Below are 19084 nucleotides of genomic sequence, written 5' to 3'. Positions count from 1 at the left end.
TCGGGTCACCACCGGGGGGTCTTGGTCGAGAAGGACGGGTCCACGGTGCGCATGTAGCCGGTGTCGTCGCGGTCGCGCAGTCCGCAGTCGAGGTACTGCCGGTGGAGTCGGGCGAGCGCGTCCCGGTCCAGTTCCACGCCCAGGCCGGGTGCCGTCGGGACGGTGACGCGGCCGTCGGTGAACTTCAGGACCCCGGTGTCGACGACGTCCTCGTCCGGCTGCTTCCAGGGTGTGTGCGTGTCACAGGCGTAGGTGAGGCGTGGGGTGGCCGCCGCGAGGTGGGTCATGGCCGCGAGGCTGATGCCGAGGTGCGAGTTGGAGTGCATCGACAGGCCGAGGCCGAAGGTGTCGCAGATCGCGGACAGTTGCAGGCCGCGCCGGAGTCCGCCCCAGAAGTGGTGGTCGGACAGGACGATGCCGACGGAGCCGCGGGCCACGGCCGGCGCGAGGTCGTCGAAGGAGACGACACACATGTTGGTCGCCAGGGGTGTCGGCGTCCCCGCGGCCACGGCCGCCATGCCGTCGAGGCCCTCGGTCGGGTCCTCCAGGTACTGCAGGTCACCGTCCAGCTCGCGGGCGACGCGCAGCGATGTCTCCGTACTCCAGGCGGCGTTGGGGTCGAGGCGCAGGGGCAGGTCGGGGAAGGCCCGGCGCAGGGCCTTGACCGCCGCGATCTCCTCGTCCGGCGGGAAGACACCGCCCTTGAGCTTGATGGAGGAGAAGCCGTACGTGTCGATCATGCGGCGGGCCTGGTCGACGAGGCCCGCCGGGTCGAGGGCGGCACCCCAGTCGTCGTCCGGCTGCCCGGGGTGTGCGGCCCACTTGTAGAAGAGGTAGGCGCTGTAGGGGACGGAGGGGCGGACGGCGCCGCCCAGCAGGTCGCTGACCGGCCGGCCGAGCAGCTTGCCCTGGATGTCCAGGCAGGCGACGTCGAAGGGTGACATGACCCGGTCGACCGCGCTGCTGCCGGTGACCATCCCGGACATGCCGTCGCCGCCGGAGGTGTCCTCGCCCAGTGCGCGGGTGGTGCGGGCGATCAGGTCGTTGAGGTTACAGACGTCGAGGCCGGTCAGTTCCCCGGCGGCGCGGCGCAGCCGTTCGAGGTGGACCGTGCCGCCGTAGGTCTCGCCGATGCCGGTGACGCCGGACTCGGTGGTCAGCTCGACGATCGTGCGCAGCGCGTAGGGCTCGTGCACCCCGACCGTGTTGAGCAGTGGGTAGTCCTTGAAGGCCACGGGGGTCACGGTGACGTCGGCGATGCGTGCTGCGTTCCCTGCCATGAATGCCGTCCTCATATGTAGTCCGCGTTCTCATTTGTAGACAGCATCCATGTGGCTGTCAATGGCCGATCACGGAACCGGGGTGAGCAGGACCCCCTCCGCCATGAACCGCCGGACGTTGCCCAGGACCAGGTCGGCCATGGCCTGCCGCGTCTCGTGCGTGCCGCTGGCGACGTGCGGCAGCAGGAGCACCCGGTCCGACTCCAGCAGCTCCGGCGGCACGTTCGGCTCGTCGGCGAAGACGTCGAGCGCGGCGCCGGCGATCCGCCCCTCCCGCACCGCCGCGACCAGGGCCGGTTCGTCGACCACGCTGCCGCGCGCGACGTTGACCAGGAAGCCCCGGGGGCCGAGCGCGTCGAGCACCTCCGCCGAGACCAGCCCCCGGGTGCCCGCCCCGCCCGCCACCGTGACGACGACCGCGTCGCACTCGGCGGCCAGCTCCGGCGCGGTCGGAACGTGGCGGTAGGGAACGTCGGCCACCGGCACTCGCGAGCAGTACGCGATGTCCATGTCGAAGCCTTCGAGGCGGCGCGCGACGGCCCGGCCGATCCGGCCGAGCCCGAGGATGCCCACGCGCTTGCCGCTCACCCGGGAGGTCAGCGGGTAGGACGCCGCACCCCACCGACCTGCCCGTACGTACCGGTCGGCCGCCGACAGTTCGCGCATGACGTCGATCAGACCGCCGACGGCGAGGTCGGCCACGCAGTCGTTGAGCACGTCGGGGGTGTTGCTGACGACGATGCCGCGCGCCCGGGCGTGGGCCACGTCCGTGGTCTCGTAGCCGACGCCGAAGTGGACGATCGCGCCCAGTCGCGGCAGCGCGTCCATCAGGGAGTTGGCGACACCGAACCGCGCGCTGGTCACCGCGGCCACCACGTCACCGGCCTCCTCGCGCAGGTAGGCGGCGGGGTCGGGCAGTTCGTGCAGCCGCACGGTGCGGTGGCGCTCGGCCAGCGCCCTCTCCAGGGCGGGGAGCAGCGGGGACACCTGGAGAAGGGTCCCCGGGGCGACGGCCGGGTCATCGGGGGTGGTGGAGTGGGACATGGTGGTACTCCCGTCAGGGCTGGGGTTTCATGGACGTGCGGTCCTCGGCGGGCACCCGTGAGGGCCGGGGCCGGACGGTGGTCGTCCGGCGACGGGCGGTGACGGCGCGGGCGCCGCGGCGCCCGGCAGGGAAGACCCGGGCGCCTCACCGGCAACGACTCCGAGAAGATCCGTGACCGCGCATCCCTTGACGCTGCCACGGTGCCGGTTTAGCTTCGGCGTTCACAGATGCGGACCGAGTACGTCAGTGTAAACAGCTCAGGAGGTCGGCCCGAACTCGGAACGCGACACATCAGCACTCCCCCGGAGATACGCCGACGATGAAGTCCCCCGTTTCCTCCCTTCCGCCCGGCCGACGGCGGCCCCGCACGACGACCGCCCTGCTGTTGGCGGGCACGGTGCTGGTGTCCAGTGGCTGCGCCGTGGCCAACAGCGCCGGCGGTGACGCCGGCCAGGCCGACGGCCGCACCCTGCGCGTGGTGCTCACCCAGGAACCACCGACGCTGGAGCCCTGCGAGGCCTCCCTGACGAGCACCGGCGTCGTCGTCCGGTCCAACATCACCGAGCCGCTCGTCGAACGCGATCCCGACTCGGGCGAACTGCGTCCGCTGCTCGCGACCGGCTGGAAGCAGACCGGGCCGCGCACCTGGAGCTTCGACACCCGCGGCGGGGTGACGTTCCAGAACGGTGAACCGTTCACCGCGAAGGACGCCGCCTTCTCCATCGACCGGGCGGTCAACTCCGGCCTCGCCTGCAATGTCGAGGGCTATGTCTTCGGCGACGACGACCTGAAGGTGAAGGCGGTCGACGACAACCGGCTGACCGTCACCACACCCGAGCCCGACCCGATCCTCCCGCTGCGTCTGAGCTTCGTGGAGATCGTGCCGCGCTCCACCGGCACCGAGGCCAAGGTGCGCGTCCCGATCGGGACCGGCCCGTACGCCGTCCGCTCGTGGCAGGCCGGCACCGCGATCTCCCTCAGCCGCAACGAGGACTACTGGGGCAGGGCTCCGGCCTTTCCCCGGGCCCGTTACGTCTGGCGCAGCGACGCCAGTGTCCGGGCCGCCATGATCGACAAGGACGAGGCGGAGATCGCCGTCGCGCTCGACTCGATGGAGGCGGAGAAGGACACGACCGTCTCCTACCCCAACAACGAGACGACCGCGCTGCGCCTCGACGGCCGCGAGGCGCCGCTCGACGACCTGCGGGTGCGCCGGGCCATCGACCTGGCCGTCGACCGCCAGGGCATCATCGACGCCCTGCTCGGCGGACTGGCCGAACCCGCGGGCCAGCTCGTACCGCCCGGAGTGGTCGGACACAGCGACGCGATCGAGCCGACCCGCCAGAACGTGGACGAGGCCCGCGCCCTGGTGAAGGAGGCGAAGGCCGACGGCGTACCCACCGGCCGCACGATCACCCTGGTCGCCCGCAACGGCATGTTCTCCGGAGTGTCGGAGACGGCGGAGGCGCTGCAGTACCAGATGGAGGAGATCGGGCTGAACGTGAAGGTGCGCATGGCCGACACGGCCACCCAGCTCCAATACCAGCTGAGGCCGCTGCCGAAGAACGTCGGACCCATCGCCCTGCTGATCATGCACGGCAACCAGGCGGGTGACGCGGCCTTCACCGCCAGTCAGTACCTGCTCAGCGACGGACCGCAGTCCACCTTCGGCACCAAGGACCTCGACCGGCGGATCGCCGACGCGGGGCTGCTGTCCGGCGAGAAGCGCCAGCGGGCCTTCGCCGACCTGCTCGCCGACCAGAACGACTCCGTCGTCCAGTACACCCACATCGCCCATATGACCGGACTGCTCGGGCTGTCACCGTCGATCCGGTACGAACCGAACTCCGCCACCGGCGACGAGATGCGGCTGGCCGAGGTCGCTCCCGCCGAGGGGGCGAAGGACTGACATGATCCCCTTCCTGCGCAAACGCATGATCTCCAGCGCCATCCCGCTGTTCTGTGTGGTGCTGGGCGTCTTCTTCCTGGCCCGGATGACCGGCAACCCGGTCGACCTCTATCTCCCCCTGAGCGCCACCGCGGAGCAGCGGGCCGAGTTCTCCGCCGCCCAGGGCTTCGACCTGTCGATCCCCGCGCAGCTGTGGAACTACCTCGTCGACGCGGCGCACCTGGACTTCGGCACCTCGCTGCGGACCGGGCAGCCGGCGACCGAAATGGTGCTGGACGCCTTCCCGGTGACCCTGCAGCTCGCCGGGGTGACCATGCTGCTCGCGATCACCGGAGCGCTGCTGGTCGGCAGCATCGCCGCCTACCGCCCCAACTCCCTGGTCGACCGGATCGCCAGCCTGCTGTCCATGACGGCCGCCAGCATCCCCGACTTCTGGTTCGCCATCATGGGTGTGCTCGTCTTCGGGGTGAGCCTCGGCTGGCTGCCGACCTCCGGCACCCTCGGCGGACCCGAGATCTGGGTCCTGCCCGTCGCCACCCTCCTGATCCGCCCCTTCGGCGTGCTGGTGCAGGTGGTGCGCGGCAGCATGGTCGGCGCGCTCTCCGCCCCCTACGTCAAGATCGCCCGCAGCAAGGGCGCCACTCCCCGGCGGGTGATCTTCGGGCACGCCCTGCGCAACGCGGTGACGCCGGTGCTGACCGTGGCGGGCGACCTGGCGGTGGGCCTGGTCAACGGCGCGGTGATCGTCGAGACGATCTTCGGTTGGCCGGGCATCGGCAAACTCATGATCGACTCCATCCTCCAGCGCGACTTCGCGGTCCTCCAGGCGGCCGTGCTCCTCACCGCGGTGACGATCTTCGCGCTCAACATCCTGGTCGACGTCTGTCACGCGCTGACCGACCCCCGAGTGCGACTGGCGGTGCCGGCGTGAGCGAAGGAAGCACCATGCCCCGAGAAGAACCCACGGCCGCGCACCCCGCCGCGGACCCCGCCGCGGGCACCGCCGCGGCCGACACCACGGCGGAGACCGCCGCCGAGACTGCGAACACCACCGCTGCCGATACCGCCGCCGACGGGAGATCCGCGCCCCACCGGGCGAACTGGTGGCGCATGCTGGGCCGCGACCGCGCGGCGGCCGTCGCCGCCGTCGTCCTGTCCCTCGTCGTCCTCGTGGCGCTCTTCGGGCGGCTCGTCATCGGCGACCGCGCGCAGCGCCAGGACCTGGACGCCTCCCTGCGGCCCCCGTCCCTGGGCGACGGGGTGTACGGACTGTTCGGCACCGACGTCCTCGGGCGCAGCGTGCTGGCCCGGCTGGTCGACGCCGCCGCGACGACCCTGTCCGTGGCCGTCCCCGCCGTACTCTGCTCCCTGCTGATCGGCTCGGCACTCGGCCTGTGGGCCGGTTACCACGGAGGCCGCCGCGAGAGCCTCGCCCTGCGGGTCGCCGACGTGATCCTCAGCTTCCCGTCCCTGCTGATCGCCGTGGTCGTGCTGTACGTCTTCTCGCCGAGCGCGCTGAACCTCGTACTGATCCTCGCGGTGGCCCGGATACCGGTGTATCTGCGCACCGCGCGGGCGGAGGCCGCAGAACTGCGCAGCCGGCTGTTCGTGGACGCGGCCCGCACCTTCGGCACCCCCAGCCGGCACATCATCCACCGGCACATCCTGCCGATCGCCCTGCCGACCCTGCTGACGGTCGCCACGCTCGACTTCTGCTTCGTCATGCTCACCGAGTCCTCGCTCAGCTTCCTGGGCATCGGCATCCAGCCGCCGGACGTCAGCTGGGGCCTGATGGTCGCCCAGGGCCGGCAGTACCTCCAGACCGCCTGGTGGATCACCGTGCTTCCGGGGCTCGCCATCGTGTTCACGACCGTGTCCGCCACGGTGCTCGCGGCCTGGGTCCGCATGGCCACCGACCCCGCGCAGCGCTGGCGACTGACGCTGCCCACGAAGCGCCGCGGTGCCTCCGCCGCCGTACCCCCGGAGCTGATCCCGTGACGACCACCGCCGCGCCCTCGCCGTCCGCCGCCGACACCCCCGACGACTCCCCCGCCCTCGACGTCGAGGGGCTCCGCGTCGACCTGAGCACACCCGCCGGGCGGGTACGCGCCGTCGACGGCGTCAGCTTCAGCGTCCGCCGTGGCCGTACCCTCGCCCTCCTCGGCGAGTCGGGCTGCGGCAAGTCGATGACCGCGCTGTCGGTCGTGGGGCTGCTGGACCCCGCGGCCGAGGTGACCGGAGGTGCCGTCCGGGTCAGGGGCAACGACACCTTGCGGATGAGCCCGGCGGAGCGCAGGAAACTCGCCGGTCCCGTGCTGTCGATCGTGTTCCAGGACGCCCTGACCGCCCTCAATCCGGTGCAGCCGGTCGGCCGGCAGATCGGTGAGCCGTTCCGCATCCACCGCGGGCTCTCCCGGCGCGAGGCACACGAGAAGGCGATCGAGCTGATGACCCGGGTGGGCATCCCGGAGCCGCGGCAGCGGGCCCGTTCCTACCCGCACCAGTTCTCCGGCGGTATGCGGCAGCGGCTGCTGATCGCGATGGCCGTCGCCCTCGATCCCGACGTCCTCATCGCCGACGAACCCACCACCGCGCTCGACGTGACCGTGCAGGCGCAGATCATGCGGCTGCTGCGGGACCTCCAGGACGAGCGGGAGATGGCACTCGTCCTGATCACCCACGACCTGGCCGTGGTGGCGCAGCGCGCGGACGACGTGGTCGTCATGTACGCGGGCACGGTCGTCGAGAACGGCCCGGTGCGCGAGGTCTTCGCCGCTCCCCGCCACCCCTACACCCGAGGGCTGCTCGACTCGGTGCCGGAACACGCCGTGCGCGGGCGTCCGCTGCCCGCCGTGCCCGGCAGCCCGCCCGAACTGAGCGCGGTGCCGGCCGGCTGCGTCTTCCAGGACCGCTGTCCGCTGGTGCGCGAGCGCTGCGTCCGGGAACGGCCGTCCCTGCGCGCGTCGGGCGACGGACGCTCGGCCGCCTGCCATTTCTCCGAGGAGCTCGACCGTGCCTGAACGTCCCATGCCTGAGAGCCGCACGTCCGAAACCCGCGCCACCACTCTCGTCGAGGGCCACCCCGCCGGCCCACCGGAGGAGTCCGCGCCCCTGCTGGAGGTCACTGGGGTCACGAAGACCTTCGGTCACGGCCGCCGCCGGCTGACCGCGCTGGACGGGGTGGACCTCCGGCTCGGCCGGGGCGAGACCCTCGGGCTCGTGGGCGAGTCGGGCTGCGGGAAGTCCACACTCGCCCGGGTGCTGCTCGGCCTGGAACGGCCCGACGCGGGCACCGTACGGTTCGACGGCACCGACCCGTTCGCCCTGCGCGGCAAGGACCTGCTGGCCTGGCGCCGCCGCGTGCAGATGGTCTTCCAGGATCCCTTCGCCTCGCTCAACGCACGGATGTCGGCCGCCGACCTGATCGGGGAGCCCTGGCGCACCCACCGGGACGTCGTACCGGACGCGAAGGCCAGGGAGAAGCGCGTCCGCGAGCTCCTCGCCCTGGTCGGGCTGCGCGCCGGCGACGCCCACCGCTACCCCAACGAGTTCTCCGGCGGACAGCGCCAGCGCATCGGCATCGCCCGCGCACTGGCGCTGGACCCGGACCTCATCGTCTGCGACGAGCCGGTCTCCGCGCTGGACCTGTCGGTGCAGGCCCAGGTCCTGAACGTGCTGTCGGAACTCCGGGAACGCCTCGGCGTGGCCTATGTGTTCATCTCCCACGACCTGTCCGTGGTGCGGTACATCTCCGACCGGGTGACCGTGATGTACCTGGGCAAGGTCATCGAACACGGAGCCACCGACGATGTCTTCGAGCGTCCGCAGCACCCGTACACCGCCGCCCTGATGTCGGCGGCGCCGGTCCTGGACGCGTCCCGGGCCTCCGGTGACCGGGAGATCCAGCTCAAGGGGGAGATCCCCTCGCCCTTCGACATCCCGTCGGGGTGCCGGTTCCGCACGCGGTGCCCGCGGGCCGAGGAGCTGTGCGCGGTGCAGGCGCCGCCGGTGGTCGAGCGGGGCTCCCACACCGCGCTGTGCCACTTTCCCCTGGAGGAGGGCGCCGCGCGGACATGAGCGGGCGGCGCATCGGCTGCGGGCCGGTGGGGGGCACCCGCCCGCGGCCGGCGGTAGGGTCCGCGGCAGTGTCCTCGAAGCGATGAGGAGTGATGCCCGGTGTCCTCGACGACCGACCCCGACTCCGCCCCACACGTGGAACTCACCCCCGCCGCGGCCGAGCTGCTGCGCAAACTGCGGGACGCGCACGGGCCGCTGATGTTCCATCAGTCCGGCGGCTGCTGCGACGGCAGCGCGCCCATGTGCTACCCGGCGGGTGAGTTCAGGACCGGCGACTCCGACGTACTGCTCGCCTCGCTGGCGGTGGAGGGCGTCGAGGAACCGGTCACGTTCTGGATGTCACGCAGTCAGCACGAGGTGTGGAGCCACACCAGGCTGATCATCGACGTGGTGGCGGGGCGGGGCAGCGGCTTCTCGCTGGAGGCACCCGAAGGGGTACGTTTCCTGACGCGTTCGCGCCTCGTCGGCACGTAGTCATCGTCAAGGCACCCGCTCTGTGGTGAACTCCCCTGTGTCCTCGGCCATTTGAGGAGACAGCGGAGAGAGCAGGGGCCACCGTGACACTACGCACCGGACGACTCAGAACCGCACTGACGGTCTTCGCCGCATGGAGCGCGCTGGCCGGTGCCGCCCTCACCGGGGCGGCACCGGCCAGTGGCGCGCCGAGCGGCGGCGCACCCGTCTTCAGCCGGATCGCGCCGGGTGTGCGCTATACGGAGTTCGACATCACGGCCGCGAAGGGTGTGACCCACGCCCATGTGCTCAGCGTCGATCTCGCCAACCCCGCGGTGAGCGTCGACCTGCTCACGCCGGGGGTGGTCGCGGCCCGCGCGACGGTCTCCCGGCTGGCCGACGACCAGGGTGCCGTCGCGGGCGTCAACGGCGACTTCTTCAACATCTCCGAGACCCAGCATCCGGGGGTGGAGGCGACCGGCGCGTCCGTCGGCCCGGCCGTCGCGAAGGGGCACACCCTCAAGGCGGCGGTACCGGACGGCCAGCGCTTCGGTCCCGCTCTGCCGCCGGGCACGAGCACCGAGGACGTACTCGGAGTCGGCACGGACCACCGGGCCCGCCTCGACAGCCTCGCTCTGGAGGGTACGGTCGGGACCACGGGGGCCACCCTGCCGCTCGGCGGTCTCAACCAGTACGCGCTGCCCGTCGGCTCCGTCGGAGCGTTCACCTCGGACTGGGGTCAGGTCTCGCGGGTGCGGGCCATCTGCGGGACGGACACCGACCGGGCCGCGCCCTGCAGCACGGACACCTACGAGGTGACCGTCCGGGACGGCCGCGTCGTGTCGTCGGCCGACACCCCCGGCAGCGGAACCATCGCCTCGGACACCACGGTCCTGGTCGGCCGGGAGGCGGGCGCCCAGCAGCTGCGCAAGCTGTCCGTGGGCGAGCGGGTCGTCGTGCGGCACCGGCTGGTGGCGGGCGCGTCGAAGACCCCGTACCGCTTCGCGATCGGCGGGTATCCGGTCCTGCGGGGCGGGCAGCCGCTCGCGGGGCTCGACGACGTGACGTCGGCGGTACGGACCGCGGCGGGCATCGCCGACGGCGGGAAGCGGCTGTTGCTGCTGGCGCTCGACGGGGCGGCGGAGTTCCGCACCGGCCTCACCATCGCGGAGGTGGCCGGCGAGATGAGGAAGCTGGGGTCGGTGGACGCGTTCAGTCTGGACGGCGGCGGCTCCACCACGCTGGCCGCCCGGGAGCTGGGGTCGGCCACCGCGACCGTACGCAACCACCCCAGCGGCGGGGCCGAACGCCCGGTGCCCAACGGGATCGGCGTGTTCTCCAAGACCTGAGATCCGCCAGAACCTCACGACCGCCGGAGCCTCAGGTCCGCTACGGCCTGAGGCTGCTGACGATGTCGGCCGTCGCCGTGACCCCGTCGTGGATGGTCGGCGCCATGCTGGTGCTCGCCAGATAGAAGCCGAGCAGGACGCAGACCACGGCGTGCGAGAGCTTCAGCGCGCCGTTGCGCAGGAAGACCACCGTCAGAATCACCAGCAGCAGCACCACAGAGATGGAAATAGCCACCGTCAACCTCCTCCGCCACGCCACGCGACACCGCGGCTTTCGGCCGCAAGTGTGGCGTAGCGGGGGGTTCGTCCGTGCGGCTGACGTGTCCGCCGAACGTGTGTTGACTGCGCGTGACGGGGCCGGGCCGGACCCCCGCCCCCGTCATCCCCGCCGGTGGGCGTCCAGGAAGGCTTCCAGGCCCGCGAGGTCGTCGGTGTTGAGGTGATCGACGTCCGCGGCGAGGAGTTCGCTCCAGACCGCGTCCCGGGCGGGGCCCGGCAGGTCCGGGGTGGCCCAGAAGCGGATCTTCTGCCCCCGGGAGTGTGCGGCCAGGATGATTCCGCGCAGCTTCTGCCGCTCGGCCTCGGGGAACGTGCCGACGCCCTGCCAGGTGAAGTTGAGCGTCCAGTTGTCGCTGATCAGCGGGATGAAGGAGGCCGGGGCCGGGGTGGGGGCCAGCAGGTCGAGGAGGCGGCCGTCGTAGAAGGCGTGCCGTACGGTCTGGGCCTCCATGGGCACCCGGGCGGCCCGGTCGCCGGAGATCACGGCGGTCACCGCGCCGGGGTGGACGCGGCCTTGGGCGTACGTCGTGAACAGGTGCCGGTAACGCCGCAGTCGGCGGTCCAGTTCGAGGTACGTGGCCGAGCCCTCGGTCTTGATGTCGATCAGCAGCTGGAGCGGCTTGCGGTAGCCCCGGTACACCGAGCCGCCGTTGGCCTTCACCCGGGCGGCGAGGGGCCTGAGGTAGAGGGATTCGAGGGTGCGGGCCGGGTCCAGCTCCACCGGGTCGTGGGCGACGAGGAGTTGGCCGTCGACGAGGTAGATGTCGGCCTCGACGCTGCCGAAGCGGTGGTCGAGCGCGTCGAAGAGGGGCCGGGGGTGGAGGTAGTCGTTGTGGGCGTGGGCCCGCCACAGCGGGCGCGGACGGTGCCGGTCCTCACTCGCCTGCGCGTAGGCGGGCAGGGCGATCCCGCCCGCGAGTCCGGCGGCGAGGGTGGTGAGGGCTCTGCGACGGGTGGTGAGGGCCATGTCTGCCTCCCTGGGCATGCCGTACGAAGCCGTGGTCCGCCCCGGCCGGGAAGCCGGGACTGGGGAGAGTATGCGGCGTGGACATGCCCAAGGAGCAGGGTCGTGCGGGGAGTTGGCCGGACTGACGTGGCGCGTTCACTTCACCGGCCCACCCGTGGGTCGGTGAGCCGGTGAGCCGGTCGGTCGGTGAGCCGGTCGGTGGAACGGTGGGTCGGTGAGCCGGTCAGGGAGCCTGGAGGTCCACCAGTTCGGCCAGTGCCTGGCGGTGGCTGCCCGCCGTGCCGTACGCGATCGAGTCGGCCTTGGCCCTCTTCAGGTAGAGGTGCACCGGGTGCTCCCAGGTCATACCGATTCCGGCGTGCAACTGGAGCGCCTCCTCGGCGGCATGCACGGCGACCGGCGCCGCGTACGCCTGGGCGAGGGCCACCGCCACGTCCACGTCCGCGTCCGCGCTCGCACCGGCCAGCGCGTCGGCCGCGTTGCGTGCCGCGGCGCGGGTGTGGACGGTCTCCAGCCAGAGCTGGGCGAGCCGGTGCTTGAGCGCCTGGAAGCCGCCGACCGGGCGGTTGAACTGCTTGCGCTCCTTCAGATAGCGGACCGTCTCCGTCAACGACCAGTCGGCGAGGCCGAGTTGCTCGGAGGCGAGCAGTCCGGCACCGGCCCGCAGGGCACGCCGTACGGCGGGGGCGGCCTCGCCGATCCGGCGGGCGGCCACTCCGTCCAGGACGACCTTCGCGACCGGCCGGGTCAGGTCGAGGGACACCTGCGCGGTGACGCTCACGGCGTCCGCGTCGACCGCGTACAGGCCGCCGTCCTCGGCGGGAACGAGCAGCACATCGGCGGCGACGGCGTCCGCGATGCCGGTCAACTCTCCGCGCAGCAGCCCGTTCTCGATCCGTACGCTCCGGTGGGCGCCGCCGGGCGCGGTGTTCAGGGCGACGGCCAGGGCGCCGATACGGCGGCCGGACGCCAGCTCGGCCAGGAGATCGCCGGCGTCGCAGGCCAGCAGCGCCTCGGTGGCGACGACCGCGCTGGTCAGGTACGGCACGGGAGCGACCGCGCGGCCCAGCTCCTCCAGGACGACTGCGGCTTCGCGGTGCGTGGCGCCCTGGCCGCCCAGCGCCTCGGGCACCAGCAGACCCACGAGGCCCATGCCCTCGGCGAGGGCCTTCCACGTCTCGCGGTCGTGCGGCGCGCCGGACTCCGTACGGGCGATCACGGCCGCCGGATCGCAGTGGTCGGCGAGCAGGTCGCGGACGGCGGCGCGCAGCGCCTCTTCCTCCTCCGAGTACAACAGGTCGGGTTCCGCGCGCTGCGTGGTCTGCGCCTTCATCGGGCCAAGTCCTTCCAGGCGACGTCCTTGTCGGTGCGCGGCTCGGAGGGCAGCCCCAGCACACGTTCGGCGACGATGTTCAGCAGGACCTCGCTGGTCCCGCCCTCGATGCTGTTGCCCTTGGAGCGCAGATAGCGGTAGCCGGCGTCACGGCCGGTGAAGTCGACCTTGTCGGGCCTGCGCATCGTCCAGTCCTCGTACAGCAGGCCCTCCTCGCCGAGGAGTTCGACCTCCAGGCCGCTGATCTCCTGGTTGAGGCGGGCGAACGCGAGTTTCATGCCGGAGCCCTCGGGGCCCGGCTGTCCCGCGACCATCTGCTGGCGCAGGCGTTCGCCGGTGAGCCGGGCCACCTCGGCCTCGACCCACAGCTTCAGCAGGCGCTGGTGGAGGTCGTGGGTGCGCAGGTCGGGGCGTTCGCGCCAGGTCCTGGAGACCGGACCGATCATCCCGCCCTCACGCGGGATGCGCATGCCGCCGATGGAGACCCGCTCGTTCATGAGGGTGGTCTGCGCGACCCGCCAGCCGTCGCCGACCTCGCCGAGACGGTGTGCGTCGGGGATACGGACGTCGGTGAGGAAGACCTCGTTGAACTCGGCCTCGCCGGTGATCTGGCGCAGTGGCCGCACCTCGACACCGGGGTCGGTCATGTCACAGACGAAGTAGGTGATGCCGCGGTGCTTGGGGACGTCCGGGTCGGTGCGGGCGATGAGGATGGCCCAGCGCGCGAGGTGGGCGCTGGACGTCCACACCTTCTGCCCGTTGACCACCCAGCTGTCGCCGTCCCGGACCGCGCGCGTGCCGAGGGCCGCCAGGTCGGAGCCCGCGCCGGGCTCGCTGAACAGCTGGCACCAGACCTCCTCGCCGACCCACAGGGGCCGCAGGAAGCGGTTCTTCTGCTCCTCGGTGCCGAAGCCGAGGACCGTCGGCGCGGCCATGCCGAGGCCGATGCCGATGCGCCGCGGGTCGTTGTCGGGAGCGCCCGCGGCCTCCAGTTCGGTGTCGACGACGGCCTGGAGGGAGCGCGGCGCGCCGAGGCCGCCGAGACCTTCCGGATAGTGCACCCAGGCGAGCCCGGCGTCGAAGCGGGCCTTGAGGAAGTCCACCCGGTCCGTCGTGGCGACCGGGTACGCGGCCAGCAACTCCTCGGTGCGGAGGCGCAGTTCGGACGCGTCGACCACTCCGCCCCCGTTCGTGGTGTCCGTCATGCCACGGCTCCGTTCTCACTCGTGCCCTCGGGGGTGGTCCCGAGGGCGGGCAGCACGGCGACGCGGCCCGTGGTGACGCCGTCGGCGACCCGCTGGACGGCGTCGGCGGCACCGGCCAGGGAGACGCGCTCGCTGACCAGCGGCCGGATCGCCCCGCGGGCGGCCAGTTCGGTGAGCTGCTCGTGGCAGCGCAGCACCAGCTTCGGGTCCTTGGTGTTGTAGAGGCCCCAGTGCAGGCCGAGGATCGAGTAGTTCTTCACCAGGGCGTGGTTGAGCGCCGGGCTGGGGATCGTGCCGCTCGCGAAGCCGACGACCACGATGCGGCCCTCGAAGGCGACCAGCTTGGCGGACTGCGTGTAGGCGTCCCCGCCGACGGGGTCGTAGATCACGTCGGCGCCCCGGCCGCCGGTGGCTGCCTTGACGGTGGCGACGACGTCCTCGGCGCGCCGGTCCACGACGAGATCGCAGCCCAGCTCGCGGGCGACGGCGGCCTTGTCCGCGCCGCCCACGACGCCGATGACGGTCGCCCCCGCCGCCTTCCCGAGCTGCACCGCCGCGCTGCCGACCCCTCCTGCGGCAGCGTGCACGAGCAGCGTCTCGCCGGCTTCGAGCCGGGCCCGCCGGTGCAGGCCGAACCAGCCCGTCTGGTAGCCGATGTGCAGCGCGGCGGCCTCGGCGTCGTCCAGCGCCTCGGGCGCGGGCAGCAGGGCGGCGGCGTCCGCGACGGCGTACTCGGCGAAGCCGCCGTACGGCAACGCCGGGTTGGCCATGACCCGCCGGCCGTCCTCGGTCTCGCCGCAGATCTCCACCCCGGGCGTGAACGGCATGGGCGGCCTGACCTGGTACTGCCCGCGGCACATCAGGGCGTCCGGGAAGTTGATGTTCGCCGCGCGCACCTTGAGCAGGACCTGGCCGTCACCGGGGACGGGCCGCTCCACCTCCGCGAGCCGCATCACCTCGCCGGGCTCACCGTTCTCGTGCACTTGCCATGCCTGCATGCGGGCCCTCCACGGGACTGTGTCTGTTCTGTTCGCACCTCGGGGTCAACCGCATACTAAGCGGTCGCTTGCCCTCCAGGGAACAGCTGGGGCTCCCTCATCCCGGGAGCGCCCCGGCAGTCCCAGGGGCGCGAGGAACCGCGCACGCTGACACCAACTGGGCCCCACACCTCCAGGCCCACAGCACCCACACACCCCCAAGGGGCGCGAGGAACTGCGCAACCGACGTAAGCGGGTCACCCCTCCTGCCCCCCACCCCGCTTCGGCCGCGCCCGCACATGCATCCGCTCCCCCTGCCGCCCGAAGAGGCTGAGGAACTCGACCGGCCCCTCCCCCGTCGAGCCGAACCAGTGCGGCACACGCGTGTCGAACTCGGCGGCCTCCCCCGCCCCCAGCACGACGTCGTGCTCCCCGAGCACGAGCCGCAGCCGCCCGGAGAGCACATAGAGCCATTCGTAGCCCTCGTGCGTACGCGGCTCCGGCTCGTCCTTGCGCTTCGGCTCCAGCACCTTGTAGGCCTGCAGGCCGCCGGGCTGCCGAGTCAGCGGCCAGTGCGTACGACCGTGCATGACGATCGGCTTCGCCGCCCGGACGCGCGGGTCGCCGACCTGCGGCGCCCCGACCAGTTCGTCGAGCGGCACCTGGTGGGCCCGCGCGATGGGCAGCAGCAGTTCCAGGCTGGGCTTGCGCAGGCCGGACTCCAGGCGGGAGAGGGTGCTCACGGAGATACCGGTGGCGGTGGACAGACCCGCGAGGGTGGCACCGCGCTCCTTGCGGACGCGGCGCAGCCGGGGCCCGACCTCCGCGAGGACGCCCTCGGTGTCACGGTCGCCCGGCTCACCCGACTCCCCCGACTCCCCGGGCTCGTCGTGGTCCTCATGGCCCCTGTGCTCACGCATCACTGCCCCTGTGCTCGTTCATGCCCTTATTGCAGTTTCGGCAAAGCCATTTGTCAATACGGCCACCGTGGGGCGACCTTGTCGGTGGAGGTGGTCACCATGACCGATACGTACGAAGTGATCGTCGTCGGCGGGGGCGCGGCCGGGCTGTCCGCGGCGCTCGTCCTGGGGCGCGCACGCCGGAGTGTGCTCGTGATCGACGGGGGCGATCCGCGCAACGCGCCGGCCGCCCACATGCAGGGCTATCTGTCCCGGGACGGCATGTCACCGGCCGAGTTCCTGGCCGTGGGACGCGAGGAGATCGCGCGGTACGGCGTCGAGCTCGTCCGGGACCTCGCGGTGGACGTGGCGCGGGACGCGGACGGCGAGTTCGACGTGACGCTCGGCGGCGGGCGCCGGGTGCACGGGCGCCGGCTGGTCGTCGCCACCGGCCTCGCGGACGAGCTGCCGTCCGTGCCGGGGGTCGCCGAACGCTTCGGCCGGGACGTCCTGCACTGTCCGTACTGCCACGGCTGGGAGGTGCGTGACCAGGCCTTCGGCGTGCTGGCCACGACCCCGATGGCCGTACACCAGGCACTGATGGTCTCCCAGTGGTCCAAGGACGTGACCCTGTTCCTGCACACGGTCGCGGAGGCGGAGCTGTCGGACGAGGATCTGCGCAGGCTCGCGGCGGCCGGGGTCGCCGTGGTGCCCGGTGAGGTCGCGGGGCTCGACGTCGTCGACGACCGGCTCACCGCGGTCCGGCTGGCGGACGGCACGGCCCACGAGCGCTCGGTGCTGTTCGTCGCGCCCCGGGCGGTCCCCCGCACCGGCCTGCTGGAACAGCTGGGCGCCGCACTCCAGGAGACCCCGTTCGGCTCGTACGCCGTGGTCGACCCCACGGGCCTGACCAGCGTGCCCGGCGTCTGGGCCGCGGGCAACGCGATCGGCTTCGGCGAGCAGGTCGTGAACGCGGCGAGCGGCGGCTACCGGGCAGGCGCCACGATCAACGGCGACCTGCTGTTCGCGGACCTGGACGCGGCGGTGGCGGTGCGCTGAGGCACCCGTCCTGGCCGGGCGGTACGACCCCGTCCGGGCCCGTGGGTCCGCCCGCCCAGGTGTAGAGGGGGCTTCTCCGTAGCACCATGACTTCATGCTGCTGTCCCGGCTCGCCAACGTGTCCCAAGAGGTCGCCGCCACCTCGGCGCGGTCCCGGAAGGTCGCTCTGCTCGCGGAGCTGTTCCGGGACGCGGAGGCGGACGACGTACCGATCGTCATCCCGTATCTGGCGGGCCGGCTGCCCCAGGGGCGGCTCGGGGTCGGCTGGAAGATCCTCGGCGCGGCCGTCCCGCCGGCCGCAGAGCCGAGCCTGACCGTGCGGGAGGTGGACGGCCGGCTGACCGCTCTCGGTGCCGTCTCCGGCGCGGGCTCGCAGGCGGAACGGGCGCGGCTGGTCGGGGAGTTGATGGGCGCGGCCACCGAGCCCGAGCAGAGTTTCCTGCGGGCGCTGATCGGCGGTGAGGTACGGCAGGGCGCGCTCGACGCCGTCGCGATCGAGGGCCTGGCCCTGGCGACGGAGGCGCCCTCCGCCGATGTGCGCAGGGCCGTGATGCTGGCGGGTTCGCTGCAGACCGTGGCCGAGCGGCTGCTGGCCGACGGTCCGCCGGCGCTGGAGGCGTTCCGGCTCACCGTCGGGCGGCCCGTGCTGCCGATGCTGGCCCACAGCGCCCCCTCCGTCACCGAGGCGCTCGACAAGCTCGGCGCCTGCGTGGTCGAGGAGAAGCTCGACGGCATCCGCGTCCAGGTGCACCGCGACGGCGACGAGGTACGCGTCTACACGCGCACCCTCGACGACATCACCGACCGGTTGCCCGAGATCACGCGCGCCGCCAGGGAGCTGAAGGCCGAGCGCTGCATCCTGGACGGCGAGGTCATCGCGCTGGACGCGAACGGGCGGCCCCGGCCCTTCCAGGAGACGGCGGGCCGCGTGGGCTCCCGGGTGGACGTGGCGAGCGCCGCCGAGGCCGTGCCGGTCTCCCCCGTCTTCTTCGACGCCCTGTCCGTGGACGGCCGGGATCTGCTGGACCTGCCGTTCGCCGACCGCCACGCGGAGCTGGCCCGGCTGGTCCCCGAGCCGATGCGGGTACGGCGTCTCCTCGTGCCGGATCCCACGGACGAGCCGACGCGGGCCGCCGCCGAGGAGTTCGCCGCCGACACGCTCGCGCGCGGCCACGAGGGCGTCGTCCTCAAGTCCCTGGACGCCCCCTACAGCGCGGGCCGGCGGGGGGCCTCCTGGTTGAAGGTGAAGCCCGTCCACACGCTCGACCTGGTGGTGCTGGCCGCCGAATGGGGCAGCGGGCGGCGCACCGGCAAGCTCTCCAACCTGCATCTGGGCGCCCGCAGACCGGACGGCTCGTTCGCCATGCTGGGCAAGACGTTCAAGGGGCTCACCGACGTGATGCTGGCCTGGCAGACCGAGCGGCTGCGGGAACTCGCCGTCGGCCCCGTCGAGGAGAGCGGCTACGTGGTGACCGTCCGCCCGGAACTGGTCGTGGAGATCGCGTACGACGGGCTGCAGCGCTCCACCCGCTATCCGGCGGGCGTAGCCCTGCGCTTCGCCCGGGTCGTGCGCTACCGCGAGGACAAGACACCGGCGGAGGCGGACACCGTCGAAACGGTGCTCGCGGCGCACCCGGGGGTCGCCTCGTGACTCCGGCCGCCGCCGCGAAACGCAGCGCGGGCCTCCTGCTGTTCCGCCGCACCGGCCGCGGCGGCGGTACCGATCCCGGCATCGAGGTGCTGCTGGGTCACATGGGCGGCCCGTTCTTCGCGCGGCGCGACGCCGGGGCGTGGACCGTGCCGAAGGGCGAGTACGAGCCCGACGAGCCGGCCTGGGACGCCGCGCGCCGCGAGTTCCAGGAGGAACTGGGCCTGCCACCGCCCGACGGCGTGCCCGTCCTGCTGGGCGAGGTCACCCAGACGAACGGCAAGATCGTCACGGTCTGGGCCGTCGAGGCGGACCTCGACCCGGCGGCCATGGTCCCCGGCACCTTCACGATGGAGTGGCCGCGCGGCTCGGGCCAGGTCCGGGAGTTCCCGGAGCTGGACCGGGTGGAGTGGCTGGACACGGACCGCGCCAGAGCGCTGCTGATCAAGGGCCAGGCCGAGTTCCTGGACCGCCTGGACGCACATATGCGCTGACGAGAGGGGCACGCGCCCTGGAGACGCGGAACCACCGCGACATACGGCTCCGCCGTGGCGCGCGACCAGCCACGACGAGCCCGTACCCGACACACACCGCACCAGGAGGA

The 19084-nt window shown here is 72.4% G+C and carries 18 protein-coding genes; 10 read left to right on the top strand and 8 right to left on the bottom strand.

What is annotated here, in order from left to right:
* Positions 1 to 5 precede the first annotated feature (5 nt).
* Together K3769_RS00405 and K3769_RS00400 are read right to left on the bottom strand one after the other, a co-directional pair.
* Positions 6 to 1280 (bottom strand): glucarate dehydratase family protein, encoded by a 1275-nt coding sequence (locus K3769_RS00405; protein WP_267024382.1) that lies wholly within the window; start codon positions 1278 to 1280, stop codon positions 6 to 8.
* 69 nt (positions 1281 to 1349) lie between these two features.
* Complete coding sequence (locus K3769_RS00400) at positions 1350 to 2324, bottom strand: 2-hydroxyacid dehydrogenase (RefSeq protein WP_267024381.1); 975 nt, start codon at positions 2322 to 2324, stop codon at positions 1350 to 1352.
* A gap of 320 nt (positions 2325 to 2644) precedes the next feature.
* On the opposite strand from K3769_RS00400, the gene K3769_RS00395 reads away from it, so the two are divergent.
* From K3769_RS00395 to K3769_RS00365, 7 genes are all read left to right on the top strand, one after another.
* Entirely contained in the window at positions 2645 to 4234 is a 1590-nt protein-coding gene (locus K3769_RS00395; RefSeq protein ID WP_267024380.1) for an ABC transporter substrate-binding protein, read from the top strand.
* Between the two features lies 1 nt (position 4235).
* Positions 4236 to 5165, top strand: a complete 930-nt coding sequence (locus K3769_RS00390) for an ABC transporter permease (RefSeq protein ID WP_267024379.1) — start codon at positions 4236 to 4238, stop codon at positions 5163 to 5165.
* 14 nt (positions 5166 to 5179) lie between these two features.
* Complete coding sequence (locus tag K3769_RS00385) at positions 5180 to 6232, top strand: ABC transporter permease (RefSeq protein ID WP_267024378.1); 1053 nt, start codon at positions 5180 to 5182, stop codon at positions 6230 to 6232.
* Positions 6229 to 7254, top strand: a complete 1026-nt coding sequence (locus tag K3769_RS00380) for an ABC transporter ATP-binding protein (RefSeq protein ID WP_267024377.1) — start codon at positions 6229 to 6231, stop codon at positions 7252 to 7254. Before K3769_RS00385 ends, K3769_RS00380 begins: the two co-directional genes overlap by 4 nt.
* Before the next feature lie 7 nt (positions 7255 to 7261).
* Positions 7262 to 8311: an ABC transporter ATP-binding protein gene (locus K3769_RS00375; RefSeq protein WP_282566025.1), complete on the top strand. Its 1050-nt coding sequence runs from the start codon at positions 7262 to 7264 to the stop codon at positions 8309 to 8311.
* 99 nt (positions 8312 to 8410) lie between these two features.
* Positions 8411 to 8785: a DUF779 domain-containing protein gene (locus tag K3769_RS00370; RefSeq protein WP_267024375.1), complete on the top strand. Its 375-nt coding sequence runs from the start codon at positions 8411 to 8413 to the stop codon at positions 8783 to 8785.
* An 83-nt stretch (positions 8786 to 8868) separates the two neighbouring features.
* Complete coding sequence (locus tag K3769_RS00365; protein WP_267024374.1) at positions 8869 to 10113, top strand: phosphodiester glycosidase family protein; 1245 nt, start codon at positions 8869 to 8871, stop codon at positions 10111 to 10113.
* 40 nt (positions 10114 to 10153) lie between these two features.
* On the opposite strand, the gene K3769_RS00360 is transcribed toward K3769_RS00365, so the two are convergent.
* The 6 genes from K3769_RS00360 to K3769_RS00335 all read right to left on the bottom strand — a co-directional run bounded on the left by K3769_RS00360 (position 10154) and on the right by K3769_RS00335 (position 15797).
* A complete protein-coding gene (locus K3769_RS00360; protein ID WP_267024373.1) occupies positions 10154 to 10348 on the bottom strand; it encodes a hypothetical protein in 195 nt (64 codons plus the stop codon).
* Between the two features lie 144 nt (positions 10349 to 10492).
* A complete protein-coding gene (locus K3769_RS00355) occupies positions 10493 to 11359 on the bottom strand; it encodes a phosphatidylinositol-specific phospholipase C/glycerophosphodiester phosphodiesterase family protein (protein WP_267024372.1) in 867 nt (288 codons plus the stop codon).
* 223 nt (positions 11360 to 11582) lie between these two features.
* Positions 11583 to 12692, bottom strand: a complete 1110-nt coding sequence (locus tag K3769_RS00350; protein WP_267024371.1) for an acyl-CoA dehydrogenase family protein — start codon at positions 12690 to 12692, stop codon at positions 11583 to 11585.
* Complete coding sequence (locus K3769_RS00345; RefSeq protein ID WP_267024790.1) at positions 12689 to 13870, bottom strand: acyl-CoA dehydrogenase family protein; 1182 nt, start codon at positions 13868 to 13870, stop codon at positions 12689 to 12691. The genes K3769_RS00350 and K3769_RS00345 overlap by 4 nt, the downstream gene beginning before the upstream one ends.
* A 23-nt stretch (positions 13871 to 13893) precedes the next feature.
* Positions 13894 to 14895, bottom strand: coding sequence for an NADPH:quinone oxidoreductase family protein (locus K3769_RS00340; RefSeq protein ID WP_267024370.1), 1002 nt, complete (start codon positions 14893 to 14895; stop codon positions 13894 to 13896).
* A 236-nt stretch (positions 14896 to 15131) separates the two neighbouring features.
* Positions 15132 to 15797: a helix-turn-helix domain-containing protein gene (locus tag K3769_RS00335; RefSeq protein WP_372514836.1), complete on the bottom strand. Its 666-nt coding sequence runs from the start codon at positions 15795 to 15797 to the stop codon at positions 15132 to 15134.
* Positions 15798 to 15893: 96 nt separating this feature from the next.
* Here K3769_RS00335 and K3769_RS00330 point away from each other — a divergent pair, with 96 nt between their 5' ends.
* The 3 genes from K3769_RS00330 (at position 15894) to K3769_RS00320 (ending at position 18974) form a co-directional block, all read left to right on the top strand.
* Positions 15894 to 16832, top strand: a complete 939-nt coding sequence (locus K3769_RS00330) for an NAD(P)/FAD-dependent oxidoreductase (RefSeq protein ID WP_267024368.1) — start codon at positions 15894 to 15896, stop codon at positions 16830 to 16832.
* Positions 16833 to 16926: 94 nt separating this feature from the next.
* Positions 16927 to 18483, top strand: a complete 1557-nt coding sequence (locus tag K3769_RS00325; RefSeq protein WP_267024367.1) for an ATP-dependent DNA ligase — start codon at positions 16927 to 16929, stop codon at positions 18481 to 18483.
* Positions 18480 to 18974: an NUDIX hydrolase gene (locus tag K3769_RS00320; RefSeq protein WP_267024366.1), complete on the top strand. Its 495-nt coding sequence runs from the start codon at positions 18480 to 18482 to the stop codon at positions 18972 to 18974. The genes K3769_RS00325 and K3769_RS00320 overlap by 4 nt, the downstream gene beginning before the upstream one ends.
* Positions 18975 to 19084: the final 110 nt, after the last annotated feature.

It is taken from the genome of Streptomyces ortus (genome assembly GCF_026341275.1).
In the GTDB taxonomy this organism is placed as follows: domain Bacteria; phylum Actinomycetota; class Actinomycetes; order Streptomycetales; family Streptomycetaceae; genus Streptomyces; species Streptomyces ortus.
The sequence above is the reverse complement of the archived record's forward strand: the minus strand, read 5'-3'. Positions and strand labels throughout refer to the sequence as shown.